Annotated in this window: 15 protein-coding genes and 1 pseudogene; 6 read left to right on the top strand and 10 right to left on the bottom strand. The window is 36.9% G+C overall.

Going from position 1 to position 20,237, the window contains the following annotated elements:
• Positions 1-24 precede the first annotated feature (24 nt).
• The 5 genes from RM573_RS04875 (at position 25) to RM573_RS04855 (ending at position 5,276) form a co-directional block, all read left to right on the top strand.
• A complete protein-coding gene (locus tag RM573_RS04875; protein ID WP_311578083.1) occupies positions 25-522 on the top strand; it encodes a YcxB family protein in 498 nt (165 codons plus the stop codon).
• Complete coding sequence (locus tag RM573_RS04870; RefSeq protein ID WP_311578081.1) at positions 519-1,424, top strand: sulfite exporter TauE/SafE family protein; 906 nt, start codon at positions 519-521, stop codon at positions 1,422-1,424. Before RM573_RS04875 ends, RM573_RS04870 begins: the two co-directional genes overlap by 4 nt.
• 124 nt (positions 1,425-1,548) lie before the next feature.
• Positions 1,549-2,559, top strand: coding sequence for a Fe(3+) ABC transporter substrate-binding protein (locus tag RM573_RS04865; RefSeq protein WP_432280209.1), 1,011 nt, complete (start codon positions 1,549-1,551; stop codon positions 2,557-2,559).
• A 72-nt stretch (positions 2,560-2,631) separates the two neighbouring features.
• On the top strand, positions 2,632-4,224 hold the full coding sequence (locus RM573_RS04860) for an ABC transporter permease (RefSeq protein ID WP_311578079.1): 1,593 nt from the start codon (positions 2,632-2,634) through the stop codon (positions 4,222-4,224).
• Entirely contained in the window at positions 4,221-5,276 is a 1,056-nt protein-coding gene (locus RM573_RS04855; protein WP_311578076.1) for an ABC transporter ATP-binding protein, read from the top strand. Before RM573_RS04860 ends, RM573_RS04855 begins: the two co-directional genes overlap by 4 nt.
• Before the next feature lie 32 nt (positions 5,277-5,308).
• Here RM573_RS04855 and RM573_RS04850 read toward each other — a convergent pair whose 3' ends face one another.
• The 5 genes and pseudogenes from RM573_RS04850 to RM573_RS04830 all read right to left on the bottom strand — a co-directional run bounded on the left by RM573_RS04850 (position 5,309) and on the right by RM573_RS04830 (position 11,779).
• Entirely contained in the window at positions 5,309-7,183 is a 1,875-nt protein-coding gene (locus RM573_RS04850; protein ID WP_311578073.1) for a TonB-dependent receptor, read from the bottom strand.
• A gap of 606 nt (positions 7,184-7,789) precedes the next feature.
• Positions 7,790-7,954, bottom strand: coding sequence for a hypothetical protein (locus RM573_RS04845; RefSeq protein ID WP_311578071.1), 165 nt, complete (start codon positions 7,952-7,954; stop codon positions 7,790-7,792).
• A 321-nt stretch (positions 7,955-8,275) separates the two neighbouring features.
• Positions 8,276-9,451 (bottom strand): ethylbenzene dehydrogenase-related protein, encoded by a 1,176-nt coding sequence (locus RM573_RS04840; RefSeq protein ID WP_349254881.1) that lies wholly within the window; start codon positions 9,449-9,451, stop codon positions 8,276-8,278.
• 63 nt (positions 9,452-9,514) lie between these two features.
• Positions 9,515-10,063, bottom strand: a pseudogene (locus RM573_RS04835) (NapC/NirT family cytochrome c); the annotation flags it as partial.
• An 87-nt stretch (positions 10,064-10,150) separates the two neighbouring features.
• On the bottom strand, positions 10,151-11,779 hold the full coding sequence (locus tag RM573_RS04830) for a cytochrome D1 domain-containing protein (RefSeq protein ID WP_311578068.1): 1,629 nt from the start codon (positions 11,777-11,779) through the stop codon (positions 10,151-10,153).
• Between the two features lie 308 nt (positions 11,780-12,087).
• On the opposite strand from RM573_RS04830, the gene RM573_RS04825 reads away from it, so the two are divergent.
• Positions 12,088-12,654: a bacteriohemerythrin gene (locus tag RM573_RS04825; protein ID WP_311578065.1), complete on the top strand. Its 567-nt coding sequence runs from the start codon at positions 12,088-12,090 to the stop codon at positions 12,652-12,654.
• Positions 12,655-12,717: 63 nt separating this feature from the next.
• Here RM573_RS04825 and RM573_RS04820 read toward each other — a convergent pair whose 3' ends face one another.
• From RM573_RS04820 to ppk1, 5 genes are all read right to left on the bottom strand, one after another.
• Complete coding sequence (locus tag RM573_RS04820; RefSeq protein ID WP_311578062.1) at positions 12,718-13,182, bottom strand: GNAT family N-acetyltransferase; 465 nt, start codon at positions 13,180-13,182, stop codon at positions 12,718-12,720.
• Between the two features lie 127 nt (positions 13,183-13,309).
• The gene (locus tag RM573_RS17470; protein ID WP_349254879.1) at positions 13,310-13,555 is read right to left on the bottom strand and encodes a DUF6868 family protein; all 246 of its coding nucleotides are present in this window, start codon (positions 13,553-13,555) and stop codon (positions 13,310-13,312) included.
• A 477-nt stretch (positions 13,556-14,032) separates the two neighbouring features.
• A complete protein-coding gene (locus tag RM573_RS04815) occupies positions 14,033-16,246 on the bottom strand; it encodes a TonB-dependent hemoglobin/transferrin/lactoferrin family receptor (RefSeq protein ID WP_311578059.1) in 2,214 nt (737 codons plus the stop codon).
• A 336-nt stretch (positions 16,247-16,582) separates the two neighbouring features.
• Complete coding sequence (gene ppx, locus RM573_RS04810) at positions 16,583-18,121, bottom strand: exopolyphosphatase (RefSeq protein WP_311578055.1); 1,539 nt, start codon at positions 18,119-18,121, stop codon at positions 16,583-16,585.
• Positions 18,122-18,132: 11 nt separating this feature from the next.
• Complete coding sequence (gene ppk1, locus RM573_RS04805; RefSeq protein WP_311578052.1) at positions 18,133-20,232, bottom strand: polyphosphate kinase 1; 2,100 nt, start codon at positions 20,230-20,232, stop codon at positions 18,133-18,135.
• Positions 20,233-20,237 lie beyond the last annotated feature (5 nt).

Here is a 20,237-nt window from a genome sequence, read left to right as displayed (position 1 = left end):
TAATACGGCTTTTTAAACGTAAAAATGATCAGTGAATTTACTTATTCAACCACTTTTATTCTTGATAAAAGTTATTTTACCGAGTGTTTTGAACAGTCTGTGGATGTTGACCAGACGTGGCAAGCTTATTTTAAAGCGATTTTTTTCTCTGTGTTTGGTGGCTTGTTAGTCATCTTCACACCGATTAATCCTTATGTTGCTTGGTTTTTATTTGGCATAGGTATTATTGAAGCGTTAAGCGTTTATTATCAAAAACCATGGTGGGTAACCCGACAAATGCTCGGTAAAGCTTCCAAAAGTGAAGTTACTTTAACTATTGATGCCAAAGGGATAAATAGTCATTCATTCTATGTAGATGATAGTTATGATTGGCAAGATATTAGTAAAATGACCGCGACTGATAAAGGCTGGATTATTCAGCATAGTAACGGAAAGAATTACATATCAGCACGCTTTTTAAATGCACAAGCCAGCCAATATATTCAAGATAAAGCTCAAGAGATAAATAAAACAGCAACATGAATGAGCAATCGACATTACAACTAGCTAATCAAAACCCAATTCGATTAACAAGTTGGAAGTTTATTTCAGTTTTTGTTTTAGGCTGGGCTCTTTTGATCGCGCTTTCTCCGGTGCCATTTTTACAAACGCTTGAATATGCATTGTTTAGTTTTTTGGGGGTCTTAGGGGCTATTTTTGCAAGTTCAACAGGCGCTGGTGGCGGTGTGGTTTTTATACCTGCGTTTAATGAGTTAAATTTTAGTGAACAACAAGCGATTGCAACAAGCTTTGCCATTCAATGCTTTGGCATGACAGGCGGCGCAATTACTTGGTGGTATCATTATCGCGCTGAAAAAACTGAATTAAGGTTATGGCAAGGATTTAAACGGATTATTTCTGTTTGCGCTATCAGTGGCATTATTGGACTCTGGTTTGTGTACGGCACGCATATTCAAGCACCCTCAACGTTACACCAGAGTTTTAGTTTATTCTCGTTAATTCTTGGTTTTTTCATCGTTATCACGGTTTTTTTTGTTAAATCTCCACGCGAACGTAGTCAATTATATGTCCTTGATTATATAACTATCATTTTAATTGGCTTATTTGGCGGCGCAATTACCGCTTGGCTTTCGGTCGGAATAGGCGAATTATTGGCGGTATATTTAATACTTCGTCGATTCGATATTAGTATGGCGGTTGCAGCAGCGGTGATTGTTTCTGCTTTATTAGTATGGGCAGGAATAGGACAACATACTTTAGTGTCTTATCAAGTTTATTGGCAAGTGGTGATATTTGCCGGGCCTGGAGCTTTATTAGGTGGGATTTTTGCAAAAACATTAGTGACTTACCTTTCTGCTACCCGATTAAAACTATTCTTTGCTTTTTGGTTGTTAGTAATAGGCTTAGCTGGGATTAAGTTGTAGTGATAAAACTTAAATGAGAATAATTCTCAAAAACCTTGACAGTTTCTTGCTTCTTCATTAGTCTTGCTGGCAATTTTATCGCGTTTAGCTATATATTTTATCACTTATCTTAATTGGAGCTGGTATGTTGAAAAAATCATTGTTCAGCAAGGTTTTATTTGTTTGTTTGATTATCCCTAGCGTTCTAACTCAAGCAGCGGAAGTAAATGTTTATTCTTATCGTCAACCGTTTTTAGTAGAACCATTATTTAACGTCTTCACAGAAAAAACAGGCGTTAAAGTGAATGTGGTTTTTGCAAAAAAAGGCATGGCAGAACGTTTAGCTCGTGAAGGCCAACATAGCCCTGCAGACATTTTATTGACTACTGATATCAGTCGGTTAGTTGAGTTGCATGATAAAGACTTATTGCAAGCGGTTGACTCTGAAACACTGGAAAAAGCAGTCCCTGAAAAGTTTCAATCAAAAGACAATACTTGGTATGGCTTAACGATGCGGGTACGTAATATTTATTCCTCTAAGCGACTTGGCCAAGTAGATCTTAGTTATGAAGACTTAGCGGACCCTAAATATAAAGGTCGAGTTTGTACTCGCAGTGGTAAGCATCCATATAATGTCGCATTGGTCTCGTCAATGATCGCTGCACATGGTGAAGAGAAAACCTTAACTTGGTTAGAAAATCTAAAGAAAAATTTAGCGAGAAAACCACAAGGTAGTGATCGCGGACAGGTACAAGCAATTCATCAAAATTTATGTGATTTATCATTAGGTAACAGCTATTACTTTGGCAATATGTTAAATGATGAAAAACAAAAAGTATGGGCTGATGCAGTAAATATTAATTTTCCGAATCAAGCCAATCGCGGCGCACATGTTAATATTTCTGGTGTCGCCATGGCAAAACATGCACCCAATGCGAAAAATGCATTAGCATTAATGGAGTTCTTGGTGTCTGAACAAGCACAACAGATGTACGCAGAAACGAATATGGAATATCCTGTTCGTGAAGGTGTTGCAGTCTCAGCACTAGTGAGTTCTTGGGGACAATTTAAAGCCGACGAATTATCGTTAGAGACTATCGCGCAACACCGAAAAGCAGCGATTAAACTATTGGATAAAGCACAATTTGATCTGTAATTCGGTTAACATTGCTGGCTCAGGATTTATTAATCAGTGAGCGTGGGAAATAAAAATAATACATGGAAGTTTTTGAGTTGGATTTTAGCACTGGTGTTAATGACACCGGTGCTTGTGATGCTATATTCTGGAATCGGTTCATCAAGCGATTTATTTAGCCACCTTTGGCAGACCGTTTTACCAACTTACCTTACCAATACTTTACTCCTTGCCATTTTAGTGGTGGCTTTATCCCTTTGTTTTGGTGTACCTGCCGCTGCGATTATTAGTCAAACAAATGTTTATGGAAAAAAGTATTTACGTTGGTTGCTGATGCTACCTTTAGCCATGCCAGCTTACTTAGTGGCTTATTTATACACGGATTTATTTGATTACGCAGGGCCGGTACAACGTTTTCTTCGAGCAAGTTTTGAGTGGCATTCGCCCGGAGATTATTGGTTTTTTGACATTAGGAGTTTATTTGGTGCATCTATGATGATCGCGCTAGTGCTATTTCCTTATGTTTATATGTTGGTGAGAACCTCCTTTGAATGCCAAAATCAACAACTGATCCGAGCAAGTAGAAGTTTAGGTTTTGGCTTAACTCAAAGTTTTCTTAGAGTATCGTTACCATTAGCAAGACCCGCAATTGCGGTGTCTGCAAGCTTAGTATTAATGGAGACTTTAGCTGACTTTGCTACGGTTCAATATTTTGCCGTTAACACGTTAACAACGGCGATATATGACACTTGGTTAGAGTACGGCGATTTGTCTACCGCCAATGCAATCGCTAGTATTTTAATGTTATTGATATTATTTACCGTGGTTGCCGAACAAAGAGCACGAGCTGGGCAGCGCCATCAATCTAATCGTTTAAATAATCAAATAAAAGAAAAAAAACTCTCTCTTATTGAACAATGCTTTGCCTTAAGTTTTTGTTGGACTTTAGTGGTTGCCGGTTTCATTTTACCTTTTTTGTTGTTGATTGTGATGGCTTTAGATTACGCAACCGTAGCACAATTTAATACGTTACTTTCATCGGGGTTTAATAGCTTACAAGTTGCATTTTATGTCGCGAGTATCGCAACGATATTTGCGTTAATATTAGCGTTATTTAAACGGTTACACTTTTCTCGTTGGCGACAACATCCTTTGCGGATTTCAGGTTTTGGTTATGCAATCCCAGGCACTGTGTTAGCCATGGCGATGTTAGCAACGTTAGGGCCCATTGATCATGGCTTGAATGACTTCGCTGAGTTAGTGGGCTTACAATCGCCGGGATTAATTTTATCGGGTTCTATCTTTGCGATTATTTTTGCTTTGGTAGTGCGTTTTGCCGCCATTGCTAATGGCACGATTAGCAGTGGCATAGAGCAAATTCCTGCTTCATTAGACTTAGCTCCGGCAAGCTTGGGTGTTAAATTAAGCCAAAGTTTACCTAAAGTACATTTACCACTGTTGAAATCATCAATCGTGGTAGCATGGTTACTCGTTTTTGTTGAAGCGATGAAAGAATTACCGGCAGTGTTATTACTTAGGCCTTTTAACTTTGAAACGTTAAGTACACAAATTTATCAATTAATTTCTGATGAACGTCTCGAACAAGGTGCATTAGGGGCGTTGCTCATAGTATTATTCGGCTTAATTCCAATCGTCTATTTAAATCAAAAAGAGAGTAACGTTTGACCGTTTTGTTAAAGTTGCAGCACTTGTCGGTTGCCTTGCAACAGAAACCAATTTTAACTGATGTTAATTTAACGTTAGCTGCCGGAGATATCCTCGGCTTAGTTGGACCAAGTGGTTGTGGTAAAACGACTTTATTAAATACCCTTGCAGGGTTTGTCGAACAAAATAAAGGGACGATAACCATTGCCCCCGATATGGTGATTACCCCTGATAATCTTATTGAACCTGAGCAAAGAAATATTGGCATGATTTTCCAAGATTATGCCTTGTTCCCTCATTTAACCGTCAATAAAAATATCGCCTTTGGCCTAAAACATCTCAATAAAGCGGAACAAACCACGAGAATCGATACGTTATTATCTTTGTTAAAACTCACTGAGTTCTCTGGGCGGTTTCCACATCAACTTTCTGGTGGTCAGCAACAACGAGTAGCAATTGCTCGGGCATTAGCTCCACAACCTAAGTTATTGTTGCTCGATGAACCTTTTTCAAATATTGATGCACGTTTACGTAATGAATTAATGCTTGAATTAAGAAGCTTATTAAAGCAGTTAAGTATTACGGCTATTTTTGTCACTCATAATAAAGATGAAGTGTTCAGTTTTGCAGATCAGATTGCGGTGATGCATCAAGGACATGTACTTCAATCAGGAACCCCGGTTGATGTATTTCAACATCCTTGTAGTTGGCAAGTGGCAGATTTTCTGCAAATAGGTAGTTGGTTACCTGTTATTACAATAAATGGGGAATGTATTACTGCGATAGGTAATATCGGTATTGATCTTAACTCAATGCAAAATAATGGTGGTAGTCGACACGCGTTATTATTGAAGCCTCAAGATATTAAAATAGTGCCTAACGGCCAAGCAAATGTGGTGATTGATTATGTAAGGATCACTGAACATGGCTTTCATTATTTATTATCGAGTTTAACCGACGATAAGCGTTTAAGCTTCGAGCACTTAAGTTTCTATAGTCACCTTGTTTTTGCTCAAGGTGAAAAAATTGCGATTGAAATTTTACCGCATCAATATCAGTTATTTAGTCAATAAATTGCTGAATTTAACTTGTTGAATAATTTATTTTAATAAAATTGCCATTGCCAAGAAAGGGCTATACTCCTTTCTGCGTGGAAAGGTGCATCTTCATCGGCACTGGTTAAATATTGATTATTGGTCAAGTTATCAAAGGTGATATTAATTTTGTGTTGTGCTGAAATTTGATAATTGACGTTAACATGCCATTTCCACTCTGCACTTAACGCTTGTTCTGAATTGCCAAATTGTGTTTTTTCAAATTGATAACTGAGGTGATTTTCAATTTTTAGCTGACTCACGGCCGCTGGAAACCAATTCATTTGCCACTGTAATTCTTCAGGTAAGGCATCATCAACTGTTCTTTTTAAATAGTCCCTTGCCCATTGTTTTTGATAACTAAATATCATGCTAAGTTGATGATTAGTCTGCCAATCGGCGGTTAACTCTATCCCTTTTAATGTAACTTCTTGGTTATTGCGGTAGCTACGAATCACCTTGTTATGGTCACGTTGATAACGCTCAATGTAATTATCTACTTGATAATAATAACTACTAATTAACCAGCGAAAATTTCCCGCTAATTGTTGCTGGTAGTCAAACTGTAAACCAACACTTTTTTCAGGTATTAAAAACGGGTTACCTTGGGTATTACCTCGAGGAGTTTCCCCCGAGAAAAATAATTCACTTATGGTTGGAAACCTAAATGCATTGGCGAAGGTGATGTTTAGCTGTGTTGTGGTTGATATCGGCAAATGACTATTGAGTGAAAGCGAGACAAAATCATCTTGTACTTTGTATTGTTCGTGAGTGAGTAAAGGATGATTTTCAACGGTTTGTTTATCATATCTAATTCCAGATTTTAAAGATAGATTATTGAGTTTCCACGTATGATTAGCAAAAACTCCTATGGTTTGTTCTGCACCGTCGATGGTTTTTTTTTGCCAAGCAAGTTCGTTTGCTTGATTAAATTCTCGTTCTGAAATATCGATATTATCGCGTTTTATCCATTCCCCACCGAGCAGAGTGTTGCCTATTAAAATAGTGCCATTCCCCCCAAAAGTCGTCGATGAATATGTCACAAGGTTTCGTCGTTCTAATGTGCTTGTTAACTCATTCTCAAAGGTTGATATATTATTCTTCCACGCTTGTTGATGATTAAAAAACGACAAACGCCAGCGGTCTTTTTTATTAAATTGAAGGCTTGAAAGCCAATGCTGATCTTTCGGGTAAAGGGTTATTTTATCGTGTGGGAATTCTGCTGAACTTTTACCTATATCTTTACCTTGAGTTAGCATGGTTAATGCCGAAATTTCAATTTCTTGCCAAGTAAAGTGACTGGCGAAATTGGCATGATATTGTTGATGTTGGCTATTTAATTTTGTTTGACCGGTTGCTGTTTTAGGAGCATGAGCATTGTTGGCTTTTCGTTGCATAAACGTTGCTGACATGGACTCATTGCTCAGCTTTAAGAGTGTTTGTACTGTATCGTCTTGTGGTTTAAACATCACATTTAGGCTTGATTCATTAAAATTTAATGTCGATAAACTAATGACGCCCCCCATAGCACCTGAGCCATATAATGTAGAGCTTGGACCTTTTTTAATGTCAATGTGCTCAATCAGCGCGGCGGGTAAAAATGATAAAGAATTGCCTGCGCGACGATCAGTGATAATTGGAATACCGTTTACTTCTGTTTTGATACGGGCACGGCTAAAACCTCTGATGTTGTAGCTTTGAAATAATCCCCCTTGGCCAGTTAAGCTTAATCCTGGGGCAAGGTTTAAAATACCTGCTACAGAGTGCTGACCTGCCATATAGTCATTTATTTCTAAAAAAGTATTATCTGTTGTTAAATTATCATCGACAGAAAGCACAGTTCGAGCATGTGTGACCTGTATTTTTTCTATTTCAGATGCCTGCAAGTGCATCACACATACAAGCGCTAATAAAGTGACCAGTGTTTTTTGAAGAGCTTTAAAAAAGTGGTGGACAGCGAACATAGGGTATTTAGCCAATTATCAAAAATGAATATATAAAATGTGGATAATAAGCAGCATTTAATGTGGATCCCGTTACTTTACCGCGTTGATAAAGCCAATTCTTCAAGAATTGTGAAGTGAAAATAGCGCCCAAATTCATTAACATCATAAAAGCAGCTAAGCCATCAAACTGAAGGGATGGATATTGTAAAAATCGAGATTCTGTTCCAAAGTCTCCCTCTTGCAAGGCGAACGTTTTTAATAACCAAACAGTGCAGCCGCTCACAAAGCTCAATGACAACATAGTATAAAAAAAGACCGATAGTTTTGTGATATGTGAGCGCTTATTTTAACCATAGTGTTTCACGTCTTTAAATGTCTTTTAAAACCAAAGCGATTAACCATTATCGCTTTGGCTGTCAGTTTTTGCAAAATAACCAATGCTTGTTTAGGTTTCATTAAAACGACTATTTTTGTCAACGCGTCAGCTAACATAGTATTTTGACCAAACACAGAAACACAGAAACACAGCCTTTTAATGGATACGGTTTAGCTTGTATACTTTTCGAAATTTTTTCGGTTTAATGAGGTAATTGCCATTGCTTTGGTAATCGCCACGCGTTGCAAGTGATTTAGCAAGCATGTTAATTTTTTAAAAGCGTTTGCGACTTTACCATACTGTAAAACAACTTGATGTTGTTGCCAATTTGACATGGCCCGCCTTCTGCTTCTGAATCAATATTAGCGAGAATGTGCTACTGATTTTTAATGGCGGGTATTGTAAATATAATGCAAATGATAATTCTTTTGTTTGTGTTCATAGACTTAACAGTATTGTTTTGTTTCAGTGGTTAGCAAAATGTAAGGATTTTGAATAAAAAAAGCTTCATGAATGGTCATGAAGCTTAAAATCAACGCTAGGAAGGCGATTTTTAAAATTAATTTAAGTAAAAATAAAACAACTACTGTTGAAGAACTAAACGGGTTAACTCCTCAATACTAAGTCTTCATTCCATTTTTAACTTGTTTACTGCTTTACTGCTTTACTGCGTTTATTTCTACCGTTGAATTATCTAAGGCCAGTTTATAACCAAAGGATACATGATGGTAACGGGCCGATGAGTAATCATCGTGAATAGCAAAACCAAAGTTATAAACTTTACCTGCTTCAATACTGATATCACCGGGCTTAACAGAAATTAGTTTACGTTTTATCATGACAGACCAAGTGTCGCCTTTGAGTGCTGCTTGTACTTGAGCACCTTGACCACCATGCATTTTTCGCTCGGCTAGCAACATACCGTCTTCTATTTCATTATTGCCGGATTTAAAGCGCACGATATCCATGTATTGATTAGAATCTTCTGCGGCTTTGATCTCATTTTCGTCTTTGAGCTTATCCCAGCCGCCTAATGCTTTGCCACCACGACCTTTAAGTTCAAGTTTGCTTCGAGACTCTTTCAAATATTTAGTGACGCCATTGTTTAAATTTAACCGTTTCGCAATATCAGAGCCTAGTAAGGTTTCTTGGGTTTGTTGATATGGCATTGAGTTGGCGTCTGCATGGCAAGTTGCCCAACAACCAGCTCTATCTGCATATTCAACATCATCAGTCGCTAACATGAAAGCAAGTTTCATTGGGTTGTCAGGATCCATCTTTCCACCTTCGACAAAAGGCACAGGCGCGTGTTCGGTTTCACTCCAACTAAATCTTAAGTAAAGGTTTTCATTGTCGTGACTTGCTTCTATTGTGACCGGAAAGCTACCGCGTTTTCCTGGTATTACGTTAGGCTCTAAGTCTTTTTCACTTTTCCCCGACACGATGTTTTCACCGATATCAGCAATTTCTTCACCATGACATTCAACGCATCTATCACCTTTAGTAAAGGCTCGTTTACCACCATGTTTTCTACCAAGTATCCACTCTAATGAGGCAGTACCTGGATAAAAAACACTGATATCCGTTGATTGAGCTTTTGACCAATTAATTTGCCAGTCTGGGTTGCTTTGCTTGTTCGACTCATCTGCAATAAGATTTACGGGGGCAGGGCTTTTTGCTTTTTGTAATGCTGCATTCACTGCTTGCGCTATTTTTTCTTCAATTTTTACTTTTTCGGCGGCTTTAGCCGCTTTTAATTCTGCTGCTTCTTTTGCCTCTTTGGCCTCAACACGCGCTAGACCTTCTAAATATAATTGAGGTACTTCACGAATATATTCCGGGTTAGGTGCTTCAATCGCTTCTAACGCTTCATCCGTTAACTGGTCTCGAACGTTGTGATGAGCAATACCTTTGTGGCAATCGATACAAGTTTGCCCAGTTTCAAAGGCGTTTAAATGTTGTTTGCGAGCGCGAGGTTTTTGGAATTCTGGGTTCATTGATTCAAAGTTATGACAGTTTCTACATTCACGTGAATCAGTTGTTTTCATAGCTTTCCATACACTTTGTGCTAGTTCAAAGCGATGTTCATTAAATTTTTCTTTAGTGTCTAATTTGCCCGTTAACCAAGAAAAGACTTCTTTAGATGCTTGAATTTTACGAACAACTTTATGGATCCAAGGCCTTGGAACATGACAATCAGGACAACCGGCTCTTACGCCTGTTCTATTTGAGTAGTGAATTGTGGGTTGGTATTCTTGATAAACATTGTCTTCCATTTCATGGCAACCAATACAAAATTCTGTGGTATTTGTCGCTTCCATCGCGGTGTTAAAACCACCCCAGAAAATAATACCGACAACAAAAAAGAGCACGGCTCCGGCGACAGTTGTCCCTAAAATGAGTCTTCGAGACCAAAAGCTGGGTTTGTTTTCTAAATTAACCATAATTAACTCGTTTAGCATAAAGCGAAAAAGCGCGAGCATAATGTTTACAATGCATTATGCTCGCATAATCAATAGTTTAAATGTTGATTAGGTTTTGTGGTTCATACGGTTATAAACGTTGAACTTACCTGTTGGTGTTGTTAAACCTTTAATACGTGCTTTCTCTTTAAGGGTTTTTGCATCATAGACAACGATTTCACCAGTAGGGTTTTTAGCGTCTTTGCGGTTCCAAACAGAAACCCAAACCTCAGTGCCACCTTTGTTAAACTCCATATGAAGCGCGGCTTTACCTTCCTCTTCAGTAACACGAATAGTTTTAACAATCTCACGTGTTTTCTTATCGAATACTTGTACGGATTGTTGAATTTCTGGCTCAGGGTGTTTTAACTGATCAGCCCAAACATAGTCAGAGTTTTCGTGAGTACGAATAAACACACCAGCGCCATCTGTTTCAACTTCATAACAAAGTTTCCACGCTTGATCTGGGTTACCCATAGGGTCATTACCCCAAACAGATACTAAACCAACTCCTAAATGAGTTGTGCCCGCAACTGAACCACATTCTTCGTCAACCCAATTAGCACCAGGTCCAGGATGAGGGAGCGAATCTACAGGAATGATTTTTTCGAGTGCTCTATCTTGCGTATCAACCACCACCATTGCATTTGACGCATTGGCTGCAATTTGGAAGTAACGACCTGTTGGATCAAAGAAACCATCATGTAAAAATTCGGCAGAAGCGATACTGGTGATCGTTAAGTTGTCTAAGTCGTTATAATCAACTTGTAACATTTGCCCGGTTTCTTTCACGGCAACAATAAAAGAAGAGGTATTGGGCGCAGTATAAATTGCCGCAACACGAGCTTCGTTAATAAACTCACCTTTGGTGTTGTAACCACGGGTTGAAACTACTTTAAGTGGGTTTAATGTTACCGCATCCATAATAACAAAGTGAGCCGGCCAGTATCCGCCGGCGATAACATATTTACCGTCGCCAGACACAGCGATATCACGCGCGTCATATGCCATTTTAGTTTCAGCTACTAACATGTTGTCAGGCGTTTGCCATAAGTCTATTTTATTGACTTTTCCGTCACGACCTATGGTGTACCAAAAGCGGCCAACGTCTTTTGCATGATCCACTTTATGATGCTCAGTACCTTTAATTACATGAACGGCATAACCGGTATCAATGTGTTTGACGATTTTTTTAGTATCGCCATCGATGATCGCAGCTTTACCGGCATCCCGTTCAATGACAACAAAGAAATTTTCCCAATTTAAGCCGTGCATAGGTTTGCTTGGATAATCTTTTGGATCAACATACTGTTTTGTGTGTGAGCGCATTTGTTCTAAGGACATTTCTGGTGGAACAGGTGGTGTCATTTGAATAAAGGTTGCCATGTTGGTGATTTCTTCTTTTGTGAACAAATCATCAAAGTTATTCATGCCACCTTCAGTACCGTATGCAATAATTTTTTCTAGGCGTTTTTGCCCTTTCTTTATTGTGTTTTCGGGTTCTAGGTTTTTACCGGTTGCACCTTTACGTAATGTACCGTGGCAACCTGCACAACGTTGGAAGTACTGTAGCTTTGCTTTATCAAAATCAGTTTCAGAGAGTGTTGGCTCGGTTGCTGAAACCGACAGACTGATACCACTTGCAGCTAAACCAATAGCTAAGCTTATCGCTGAAAGGCCATACTTTATTGTTTTCATCGGTTTTCTCCAGATGTTTAATTTCTAATTTAGTGTTTAAAAGGAATTTTCAGATTGAAATTATCTTGATTGATAATATTTTTAATCTGTAAATAAACGTAACTATCGGGGAATTACCAATCTGAAAACCTGATGCAGATCAAGTTTTTAAAAATATTAAACGGAAGTGATTTACAACTTGATTGAGGTCAATAAATGATGGATTTTTAAACGAATGAGCATGCTTTCGGTATAGACTATTCAGAATAGACACATCGTACTTTTATATTTTTACTAAACCGCTTCTACAACTTTTTTGGAAACATTTTATGAATAATCGTCAAAAATCCTTACTGTATGCCGCTATTATTGGATTGATCATAGTTGCCATTTTCCTTGGTTTTTTATCGAGCATCACCAATCCTGTTTCTTGGTTGTTAATTGCCGTGTTATTGCTTATTCCTATGCTAGATAGAACACGTAGAGAAGAAAAAAAAATTGTGTGGAAAGAGGAATATAGCGTTGGTATAGAAAGTTTAGATCAAGATCATAAAACCCTGATTGACTTATTAAATAAATTTATCACAGCATACGATTTTGCCATGAGTGAAAGTTTTGAACGTGAAGCATTAGATGAGTTAATCGCTTATACCAAATATCATTTTGATCGTGAAGAAGCGTTAATGCTAAAGCATCATTATCCTGATGTAGTTGAGCATAAAGCAGAACATAAAAAAATGTTTGAACAAGTAGAAAAATTCGAAGATCTCTACATTGACAAAGGTCATGAAGCGCTAGAAGAAATTAGTCAGTTTTTAACCAATTGGTTGATTAATCATATAAACGGAACTGATAAAGCCTACACAAAACACTTAACTCAGTGCGGTGTAAAATAATACCTGCTGACTATCAATAAAATGGATTCGTTGTCCTGCTGGATTGCTTGTTAGGTTACAACTTCACCCAACTAAATCCAAGGACATAAATTTACTATTAGGATCTGCAATATAATTAGAAAATGGACCACAGAAAGAAAACCCATGTTTTTTATATAAACCATGAGCTGGAATAAAATAGTCCATTGAACCAGTTTCTAAGCTTAACTTTTTTAAACCAAATAGCTTTGCTTGTTCGATAATATGAACCAGTAATTTAGAAGCAACACCTTTATTCTGGTATTGATTTGAAGTTCGCATAGATTTTATCTCTGCGTGCTCAGAATCCAATATTTTAAACGCACCACAACCGGCTAACTCTTTACCATCCCAGATAGTCCAAAACTTAACAGATGAATCTTTTAATCCATCTAGATCGAAGGCATGCTTACTTTCTGGTGGGGATGTTGCCTTCATATCTTCAAGGTGTTCCTGAATAAGGGCAAATATTTCCTTACCTGATAAATCATCAAGTTTAATTTTAAACACGAAACCTCCTTGTAACCTAACGTCCTTGTTAATAGGAAAAATTTAGTTGGCTTAAATTGTTGAGGAACGAAACACTGCCAACTGTTTTGCGTCCCCTTTTGGTCGACTTTTTTTGCTGAACCTTGCACTAACCCATTAATTTTAATGCAATATATGGTGATAAGTTTATCAGTAATATGGCTATTTTATAATTACCCAAAAACTTAAAATACATATTTGGTAATTCAGAAGCCTCTACGCCTACAATTTTACTGTGAAGAGTAATCGTAAAACTCCTAAATACGATAATAAAAAACGCTGAAAACAAATAAACACCAAGATTTATTACCGTACACCAACCGAAAAAAGTAGTAAGTTCATTTACGCCAATCATGGATTATATCTCCGTAATATTGGTTCTGAATAAAAGTATCTTATGTAGACGTCTGAGTAATATCCATCTACGTTTCGTTCATTAACCTATCATAAAAAAGCAATATTACAATCGGTTAAATTCATGATGATGTCACACCAAATTGAAAATTAAGGAATTACTGATAATGCACAATGATACCCTAAGTTTGTAGTGTTAAATTTATGTTTGTTTACATGGAGTTATGTTGAATATATGATTTTTTTGCTTGTTACTTAGAATGATCAGTAATAGCTATAATGATTCATATTGAGTTTTTTCAATGACCGTTCCTCGCACTGGTTGTCGATATTAACTCAACACTTAATGGCTGCTTTTTGCTAGCTAGCAACTTTATCGAATGTATGATTGAGTCAGAGGATTAATTGTTCGTTAATCCTCTGACTCATTGTTTGGTTTATGGTAAACTTAGGTAAGCTTATGATGGCTCAAAGTTAATTACCACGCATATTTTAATTGTATTGAGCCATTAATACCTGCGGCGGCTAACGTCGCTAATAATGGATCTTCAGCTTCGAAACCATTAACGTCAGACCATTGCCAGTATTGCTTATTAGTTAAATTATAAATAGCTCCTGCTATGGTTATTTTATCGTTCACGTGATAATTAGCGATCACATCAAAAGTGGCGTAACCCGCGGTTGTTGTCAAAGTTTTATCTGGATCATCAATATCTGACTTGCCATCGACAATATTGGCATTCAATGCGATTGAGAATGTTTCATTTTCATTCAGCCATTGCAAACCAAGTAGGGCATGGTTAGGTTGCACTTCGTTTAATGGTTGATTGCTATCTTTATTCTCCCCTTTACTCCAAAAAATATTGGCATAGGAGTTAACGTTATTCTGGCTATTGAATATGTTTTTAAATTGGCCTTTGTAGCTAAATTCTAAACCATAAATTTCTGCGTTATCGATATTTTGAGATTGAAAAATTATCCGTTGAACTAAAGGGTCAAAACCTAAGTTAACTTTGGTTTGAATAAAATCTTGATAATCATTGAAAAAGCCAACGACATTAAATTGATGTTGTTCTAAACCAATACTATAGCCAACTTCATATCCATGTGTGGTTTCAGACTTTAGTTCTGCATTTGGTATGGCGCGCATTTTAAACATAGGAATGTCTAAACCAATATTGGCATCTTCAAAAGGTGGGGCGCGAAAGCCTTTCACGTATTGAAGATACACTTTACTGTCGTTATTTATTTGATATACGACACTAAATTTAGGAGAAATACTATCTTCACTGATATGGACTACTTCTGTGGCGGGGTTATCTTCTAAATATATTGAGTCAGTCTTCGGGGACAGCTCATATTTGTCATAACGAATGGCCGTAATGATTGTAAAATTTGTACCGTCGAATGTTATTTCATCGTTAATATATATACCGGTTTCTTTCACCTCAGAAATAGGGAAGTCTCTTACTGGAAATACTTCAGAAAGAATAGTGTTGGTTGAATCTCCGGTGGCAAGGTTCGTTTGAATACCATCACGCCTTTCTGTTGTTTTACTGTTACTAATTTCTAAGCCGTAGCCTATATGTTGTGACGTATGTTGGTTATTAACATTGGTGTAAAAATTTAATCGTAAACCTTGGATATCTTGCTCAAAGAAAAAACTTCTGTCGTATAAGTAGGCTTTCCCTCTTGAAACTCTGGCTTCTTCGGTTAATTGTATTGTTTCAGTTTTTTGATCGTAAAGGCGTATGTAACCGCCTTCTAACCAAGCACTGTCTAAAACAAAGTCATATGTCACTAATATATTTTCTCGGGTGATTTCATCATCGCCTAATAATAAATTCGTTGAAGCAAAACGTCCTATTCCTAATATTGAACGAATATCGCTTTGGTTTTCACGGGTAAAATAGTCGTAACTAATGCTTAGCTCTTGATTGTCTGATATATCGTAATGATATTTCGCCAATAAAGATTTTGTTTCATTATTTTGGCTATCTTTAGCAAAGTCACTTGAAATATGACGATCAAGTTCATGTCCTTTTCTTAATGAGCCTGAAATAAGTGCGCTCGATTTTCCATCAGCGAAAGCAGTATTTAAAGAAATGGCATTACTATCGTCAATAGCGTAGTGACCTGCTTTTAAGTCTAAATACACACGGTTATCTGTTTGGCTAAGTAAGTCAGTAGGTTTTTTGGTTACGTAAGAGATCACGCCGCCAATCGCGTCACTCCCGTATAGACTTGAAGCCGGCCCACGTAATATTTCGACTTGTTTGATTAAATCAGGATCTATGGTGTTTCTACCTGAATTTGAATAGCTACCCACATTAAACTGCTCAGCAACTGGCACACCGTCTATTTCTGTCGCAATACGATTACCTGAGATACCACGAATAGCAATATTTGAATCGCCAAATCGACTACCAGCATTGATCACATTTATACCAATCTCATAACGAACAAGATCGGCAATACTATGTACTAATTGCTGGTTAATGGCTTCACTGTTTATGACGGTGACCGCACCAACGACATCTTGTACTTTTCTAGGCGTTTTTCCAATGACGACTAACACTTCTGTTTCATCATCAATACCTTGATGAATAACATCATTTGCATTAGCCAAAAGTTCATAGGAAGGTAATAAAGCACCAGCTAAAGCAAGATTAATTAAAGACTTTTTAAACATATTTCCTTCCATTATAAAATTGACAAATAAACTCAAGTTCGGCGTTTTAATCAATACGGTCATTCTGTTGAATCGTCTAAACACTTCATCTTGTTCATAGGGTATTTATATAAGAATGTTTAAAAATTAAGGTGATCTAAATCAACTTGATTAAGTACAAAAATCATTAAATCTGATTTTCGAATAAACATTAGATCTATATCATGTTTTTACGCTTGTTATGTTGATGAGAATTGACAATGAAAGGTAGCTTTAGTTAAAAATTTATCCATTAATCTGCTGTTCAAACTTTCAATATTCGTTGAGAAATGAATTTATAAACTTGTCGGTGAATTTTTATAGGTTTTTAGCGTCAGTAGCATTTATGATTAATTTAATATCAAGGCTGTTAATACTTTGCTTTTCATAAAACAGTTCGGTATCTATGATTGGTCGTTCAATTAACCATTGCTCTTTTAAAGTGAGGGTTAGTGTTTTAGGAGTGGCAATTGCCGATATCAAATAATCATCGTCTAAATGACGTTGTTGGTTCAGTAAAACACTTAAACGAATAATAACGGCTAGTTTTTCTAAAGATTCAGCATTGAGTAGGTGCCACTGTTGTTTCATTAATGGTGTTATTTTTTTACGTTGATTACCAACTAACCAAGCTAAGGCTGTTTGCTGTTCTTGGTTAAATCCTGGTAAGTCGGTTTGTTCAATAATATATTGTCCATGCTTTTGATATCCAGAAGCATTAATGTCTAGGCCTAATTCGTGAAGTTTGATTGCAGAACATAATAACTCTTGATAAATATCTTCTTGCAGTTGCCAAGGTTTTTTGATGGCCGAATAAATTTTCATGGCCACTTGTTCAACAATTGCTGCGTGGGGCTTGTCGATATTAAATCGACGGATAAAGTCTTCAATTGTCCGTTGTCTAACATTGTTATGATGGCTATTTTCGAGCAACTCGAATAGCACTCCTTCGCGCAAGGCATATTGACAATACTCAATACTGTCAATGTTTAAAGTTTCCATTACCGCAATTAAAATAGCAAGACCAGCACAAATGACAGAGCGACGGTTTTCTTTTAAACCATCAATGGTTAATGCTTCGAAATGGTTAAACTTTAGGCATTGTTTTTTTAATGTATTCAGATCCTTAAGGGTAATAGCATGAGGAATTTGTTGTTGAATATTAATAATTTTTACAATGGCTTTTATCGTGCCTGAGGTTCCTGCAACATGTTTCCAGCCTAATTTTTTAAAGCGTTTAGCTATGCTTTCAACCTGATGTTTCGCTTGATGAATGGCTTTGTCAAATGCTTGTTCAGAGATAATACCATCTGGGAAAAATTGTTGTTGATAGCTGACGCAACCTATATTGAGACTATCAAGGGCTTTAACTTTATATTGTTTACCAATGATACATTCAGTACTGCCACCCCCAATATCAATCACGAGTTGTTGATCATTGTGTTGTCGGTGATGCGCAACACCTTGATAAATAAGCCGTGCTTCTTCGTGACCCGAAATAACTTCAATATTAAATGGGAAGTTGTGCTTTGCTGCGGAAATAAATTGACCTGAATTTTTAGCTTGCCTTAAAGTGTAAGTAGCTACGACACGCACGTTTTTTTTATCGATATGTTGTATGGAAGCCGATAACTTTTCTAACGTCGCTAAGCCTCGTTCAATGGCTTGCTCAGAGAGAATTTTTTTTGCACTCAATCCTTTAGCAAGCTGAACTTGATATTTTTCACGATGGATCACTTGGATGTGCTCACCGATCTTTCTTGCTAAGACAAAATGAAAACTATTCGAGCCAATATCAAGTGCTGCTAGATAATGTTCAGCAGGCATTATGGAAGAATTGTCTCGAGTATTTTTCATCTTTTTAATCATTACGCTTTTTGTTGCGCTTGTATAAGTTGTTGTTCATGTTCGACTAAGTAATTATATATAGCCATTTGTGAACGAAGTGGCGGACGTTTACCTTGCGTTACATAGCGATTATTTTGCGCCTTATTAATAATACGTGCTTTGACATTATCTTGAAATTGAATGTCTAACATATCAATAATTTGCTGCTTTAAGACTTCATCGTAGATAGGGCAGGCAACTTCAACCCTATGATCTATGTTTCGTTCCATCCAGTCTGCAGAAGTAATAAATAGTTGTTGATTACCACCATTATGAAAAAGCATGACTCGTGGGTGTTCTAAAAAGCGATCAACAATGGAAATAATTTTGATATTTTCACTGGTGTTTTTTTCATTCGGCACTAAAGAACACATACCACGTATGATTAATTTTATTTTAACTCCCGCTTGGCTGGCGGCATACAGCTTATTAATTAAGCCATTGTCTACTAAATTATTGAGTTTTAACGTGATGCTCGCTTTTTGTTGTTGCTCGGCAAATTCTATCTCACTATCAATGAGTTGATATAAACGTCGGCGCGACGTTAAAGGTGAGACAATTAAATGATTAAAACGAAAACGTAGATAACTGTGTGTAACAAATGAAAAGACATTATCAACTTCCTGACAGATTTCTTTATGTTTAGTAAACAAGGCGAAATCGGTATAAACACGGGCATTATTTTCATGAAAATTCCCTGTGCCGATATGCGCGTATCTCACTATTTTTTCATCTTCAATGCGGGTGATTAAACATAATTTTGAATGAACCTTTAATGTTTCAATACCAAGTTCTACTTCAATACCGGCATCCTTCATCAATTTTGCCCACTCGATATTTGCTTGTTCATCAAATCGAGCTTTAAGCTCAATCACAACGGTTACTTTTTTACCGTTTTTAACCGCTTCAATTAAGGATTGAATAATTCGTGAATGCTTTGCCACTCGATAAATATTAATTTTAATGTGTCGCACCAATGGGTCATATGAGGCTTGGCGGACAAATTCTGTGAAATGTTTGAACTTGTAATAAGGGTAATATAATAAAATATCTTGCTGACTGATGGCATCAAATACCGTCGGGCATTGTGTAAAGTGTGCTGAGTCTAAGGCGGGAAGCTCTTCATATTCGAGGTGCTTGCCTCCAAGGTTTGGGAACTTTATAAAATCTTTAAAATGACGATATCGAACTCCTTGTGAAAGCGCTTCATCATCTTTTATTTTTAACGATTTTCGTAAGTAATCTGTCATGTGTAATGGCATATTTTGGTCATGAACCAAACGCACTAAATCTGCTTTTAAGCGTTGTTTTAACCCTTTTGACATTTGATCTAATAAGCTTTCGTCAAGATCATCCGTTAAGTTATATTCAGCATCTCGGGTTAATTTCATGGAATATGCTTCTATATGATCGAAAGGGAAAACACCGACAAATAGTTTCTTGATAAAATAATGAACAACATCATCAAGCAGAACGATGTATTTTGCTTTAGATTCCTTACTGTGCTCATTTGGTAGTTCAATAAAGCGTTTAGCATTTTCCCGAGGAATTTCCACCAACGCATAGTTAATTTGCTTTTGATGATGTAATGCGACTAAAAAATAAATTCCGTCGTCATCAATACAGTTGGCTAGTTGCGTTTTTGAGTGAAGGATTATCGGGGTAATATGTCGAATAATACGATGTTCAAAATACTGTTTGAGCCAGGCTAATTGCTGAGTATTTAATTTTTCATTAAATGTGTCATTATGCTGATCATCAAAAATGGTATAGATATTTTCTTGGTTTAGTAAAGAAAAAATATCTTGGGTGATTTGGTTGAAATTTTTTGTCAGGGTATTAACTTTGTTGTTTATTTTTTTATTGATGGTTCGCCAGTTATCTTTCGATGTATCTTGAGCTGTTTCTAAAATGGCTCGGCGACGAACATCGGCCACTCGTACACGAAAGAATTCGTCTAAATTAGAGGAGTAAATGCCTAAAAATCGGATACGTTCAATTAACGGTACCGTTTTATCAGCTGCTTCTTGCAGTACTCTTTCATTAAATGATAACCAACTAAGCTCTTTATTAAACTTCATACCAT

It is taken from the genome of Thalassotalea castellviae (assembly GCF_031846185.1).
Taxonomy (GTDB): domain Bacteria; phylum Pseudomonadota; class Gammaproteobacteria; order Enterobacterales; family Alteromonadaceae; genus Thalassotalea_H; species Thalassotalea_H castellviae.
This window is presented reverse-complemented; position numbering and strand designations above follow the sequence as displayed.